Below are 4,065 nucleotides of genomic sequence, written 5' to 3' on the forward strand. Positions count from 1 at the left end.
GGCGGCGAAGCTCGAGCTGGGCTTCAGGAGTGGCCTTGCGGCCGTCGAGGGTTGTGGTGGTTTTATCTTCATAACTCATTTATCAATTATAACATAACCATAGCCGCTTGTCAATTATTTTGTGCCTATGTTAATAAAGCAACCCAGCAGGACCAACTGCTTTCTCAAGCATCCTCATGGAAAGACGCTTGAGAAAGGTACCGACCGACTGCGAGGACGGTCGGTACCGTGTGACCCGACGACCAATCGGGTCACGTCCTCTGCTTCACATTAGAAGTTGAAGCGGACATTGGCGGAGATGCCGTGCGACGTGATGTCGCCGTCATAGGCACCCGTGTAGGAGAGACCCATGGTCGTCATCTTGCCGACCTGAGCTTCCACACCGAGACCGACGGAGGCCATGTCGCCGAGTTCACCGCCCTTCAGACGAGCCACGCCGGAGCCGGCGAGGGCCATCGAAGCTTCGGCTTCCGTGTCGCCGAAGAAGTGGTTCCAAGCCACGTCACCCTTGAGCGCAACCTTGGTTTCGCCCATCGTGAACGGGATGGCACCGCGAACGCCAAGCGTCGTCACCTGGACATCCTGATCTTCGGTTGTGGTCGAAAAGGCCATCGTGCCGACCTGTTCGTTGAAGCCGTCGGATTCAGCGTGGATCCAGCTCAGGCCGAAGTACGGCTCGATGCTGTAGGCATCCGTGTTGAGACCCGTGTAGGCAGCTTCGGCGAAGATCTGCGTGATGTCCGTGTCGCCCGAGAAGGCATTCATGCCAAGCTGGGAGCCAACCTGCAGAGCGCGGGTGGCATCAGCCGACTGATGGCTGTAGACGAAGCCATAGGTGGCGTTGACCACATCACTGAAGTTCGTGACGCCATAAGCACCGAAGTGGATGTCGTCGCTTTCAACCTTGTTGTCGCCCGCCTTGTTGTCGGTAGAACCGGCACCAAAGAAGAGACCGAGCTTCGTGGCGGAGCAGACGTCAACTTCAGCACCGAAGAGGCCGGCGTAGAAGTCGCTGTCCATGTCGGACTGGCCGTAATCAAGCGCAGACCAGCTGCCGACACCCGTCGCCCAGAGGCGAGCCGTACCGTCGGCCATTTCGACCTTGCGGCCTTCACCGATGCCCGTGGCCTGATCCTTGATGGCGCGAGAGAGCGTCATGCCATTCACGATGCCCGCATTGCGCGTATTGAGGATGAAGTCGTCGCCCAGAGAGTTGTAGGTCTTGGCAACGTCACCCTTCGAAGCGCCGATGAGAGCGTCGTAGAGCGCACCGCCCGCAGCGCCTTCAAGCGCGCCGGCAATGGCCTGGCCGTTGGCGTTCTGAGCATAGGTGGCGAAGCTCTTCGTTTCGTCGCGGGAGAGCGTGCCGGTAAGCTTGTTGCCGTCGACCTTGAGTTCGGTCTTGAAGAAGGCATAGTCGGGGTTGGCGACGGCAAGATCATCACCGGTTACGCCGGTCGTGGTCACGGTACCCGTCTGTTCCTTACCTGCATAGGCTTCCTTGAGGACGTCAACATCCTCGGAGCCAACCGTGAAGCCGGCACCTTCCTTGAACTCAAGCGTGCCCATCGTCACGTCCTGACCAGCCGTGATCTGGAACGTGCCGCCTTCGTTCACAACAACGTCGACGGAGTGCGTACCTTCACCGCGTTCGATTTCACCCTTCATGGTGAACTGGTCGTTGTACGTTTCAAGGATACCGAAGGTGCCGCCGTTCACGACGACCTTGCCGTTGGCCTTGCCATCATCACCCGAGACACCGAAGGAGTTGGAGTAGCCAAGGAGCTTGCCGCCCTCAACCGTGGTACCGCCACGATAGGTGTTGCTGCCCGTCATGATGAGGGTACCTTCGCCGCGCTTGATGAGAGAACCGTCATAGAGCTTGCCGTCGATCTTGGCTTGGATCGTGTCAAGACGCTTCTGGAAGTATTCCTTGCGCCAAGCGATGGCCTCTTCTTCAGTCATCTTTTCCAGCGCGTCATCGATGCCAACAAGATCCTCGTTGGTATCCGTCAGCATTTCGCCAAGCAAAGCCTTTTCGTCTTCAGAAAGACCGGTCATCGCCAACGTCGGATTCTTCATCCACTTTTCCGCAGCGGCCTTCCAGGCAAGATCCTCGCGCTCTCTCTGATCCAAGGCGATTTGAGTGATCTTGTTGCTCCAAACGTCCAGACTTCCGGCGCTCATGTCGTAGTCGAAGGAACCGAGAAGCTGCCCCGGACCATACATGCCGGCCTCAAGGTCGGGAAGGCCCCAACCCATGCGTTCGTCAACTTCACCCGGTGCGGCTGTCCAACTGTCAAAATCGGTTCCGTCGGGATTTTTGTGAGTGGCCGTCGTGAACATGACGTCACGCACCTGAATGGCCGACATTTGGTCATAGCGCGACATCAGTACGCCCATTGCGCCGCTGACGTGAGGTGCAGCCATGGACGTGCCGCCCCAGGTTGCATAATAGGAAGAACCGAGCTCGACGCCCTCGGGTACAGGATTGCCGCCATTGTTTTGACCGGGAACCAAATAGGAACCATCCACAACGGCAGAGGAGTAAATGGCATTACCCGGTCCAACGACCGTCCACCACTTGGCATTACCGGCTTCGTTGAAGTTTTTGACGAGATCGTACTTGGCCGTTTCACCCTCGCCGGAGAGCTTCTTGAGGCCGGCGACGGCAATCCAGTGCTTTTCTGCTTCCGGGTTGAAATAGGGATAGAGCGCACGATAGTACGGATTCTTCATGTCGCGGTTGCCCGTCGTCATGACCTGGACGACGTTCGTACCCTTGACAGCATCGTAAGCCGCATCAACAAACGAGGGATTTTCGCCGTAAATCTTCTTGAACAAGAAGTATTCGTATTCTGTCTGCCCCGTCGTGTTGACTTCCATCATGGTGCCGATGTTAAAGCCGTCCGCTCCTTGCTTGGAAGAACTAGTAGCGTTTACACGGGTATTGGTACCGAAACTATTGTTGATGACGCCGCCGCGCTTTTCACCATTTTGAGCAACGATGTCTTGAGCCAGCTGTCCCCAACCGTTGAGGAAGAACTGGTAATCCAAGAACGGACCATAATTCGAATCGTCCGTGCCGCCGGTATTGCCGACATGAATATCGGAACCCCAGGCAACGCCATGGAATTCGGAACCATCGCGATTTGCACCGACGGTACCGGTCACGTGCGTGCCGTGCGAATCGTTCATATTCAGAACCCAGTCACCCGTGACGTCATAATCCTGACCGGCTTCGTACTTGCCGTCAAACTGGCTACCGGCACCCTGCGGATAACGATTGCCCGTGGAGCCGTACTGACCCTGGTTGTGAGACGCATGGAAACGATCCCCGGCAAGTTCAGAATGCTTCTGAAGAAGCGCACCGGAGTCCATCACGCCGACGGCAACACCCTGACCGTGGTAGCCAAGCGCATAAGCCGAGGAGGCTTTCATGGCCGTTAGACCCCAGTCCTTCTTGTACTCAGCAGTTTCCCAAGACTTCTTGGCTGCATCGAGCTGATTCGAACTGTTGGCAACAAAGCCGGGATCCTGGCTTCCAGCCTTCGGTGCCATATAGGCTGCCGATGCCGCACCGGCACCGAGCATGAGAGCTGCGACAGCCAGCGCTACAACGCTCTTGGCGGCCTTGGTCTTGCTCGCATGCTTTTCGTCGGTAACGACATACTCCTGATGAGCCACGCTCCACTTGGTCTTGAAAACGCGATTCATGACAAATTCTCCAAATTGGTTGATTGGTCCTGCCTCTCCCGAATTGCCGAGAAAGTGCAACTGCCAGACTACCCAGCCCCCCCCGACATTGATCTAGATCAAACTTAATAGTGGATTCGGGTTTTTACCGCGTTCGTGTTTGCAACTAACTTATGTAACTTTTGTAAATCAGCTTGCAATAACAGAGTGTGCGAGTGGCGAAATCAAAATGGCGTCGGTTTTAGATGACATATGGTTACAACCGACTCCTTCGTGAATTTCCAGAAATCCGGTAACAGCACCCCTTGAAGCTGCATGACGATAAGGGGAATATTTTCACAGAGGCTTGCTGGATTTCTTCTCCTGGGC

Annotated in this window: 2 protein-coding genes; one reads left to right on the forward strand and one right to left on the reverse strand. The window is 56.0% G+C overall.

All coding sequences use genetic code 11. The features are described from left to right. A partial coding sequence (locus tag GBM95_RS12810) for a hypothetical protein (RefSeq protein ID WP_226963301.1) occupies window positions 1-192 on the forward strand: 192 nt, incomplete at its 5' end. Window positions 193-270: 78 nt separating this feature from the next. Here GBM95_RS12810 and GBM95_RS11195 read toward each other — a convergent pair. Next, a complete protein-coding gene (locus tag GBM95_RS11195) occupies window positions 271-3,717 on the reverse strand; it encodes an autotransporter domain-containing protein (protein ID WP_152159170.1) in 3,447 nt (1,148 codons plus the stop codon). Window positions 3,718-4,065: the final 348 nt, after the last annotated feature.

It is taken from the genome of Sutterella seckii (assembly GCF_009183815.1).
In the GTDB taxonomy this organism is placed as follows: Bacteria; Pseudomonadota; Gammaproteobacteria; order Burkholderiales; family Burkholderiaceae_F; genus Sutterella; species Sutterella seckii.

Bases quoted from the DNA above. Each gene is read 5' to 3' on its own strand.
- GBM95_RS11195 (WP_152159170.1), bottom strand. From the start codon at position 3,717: ATGAATCGCGTTTTCAAGACCAAGTGGAGCGTGGCTCATCAGGAGTAT.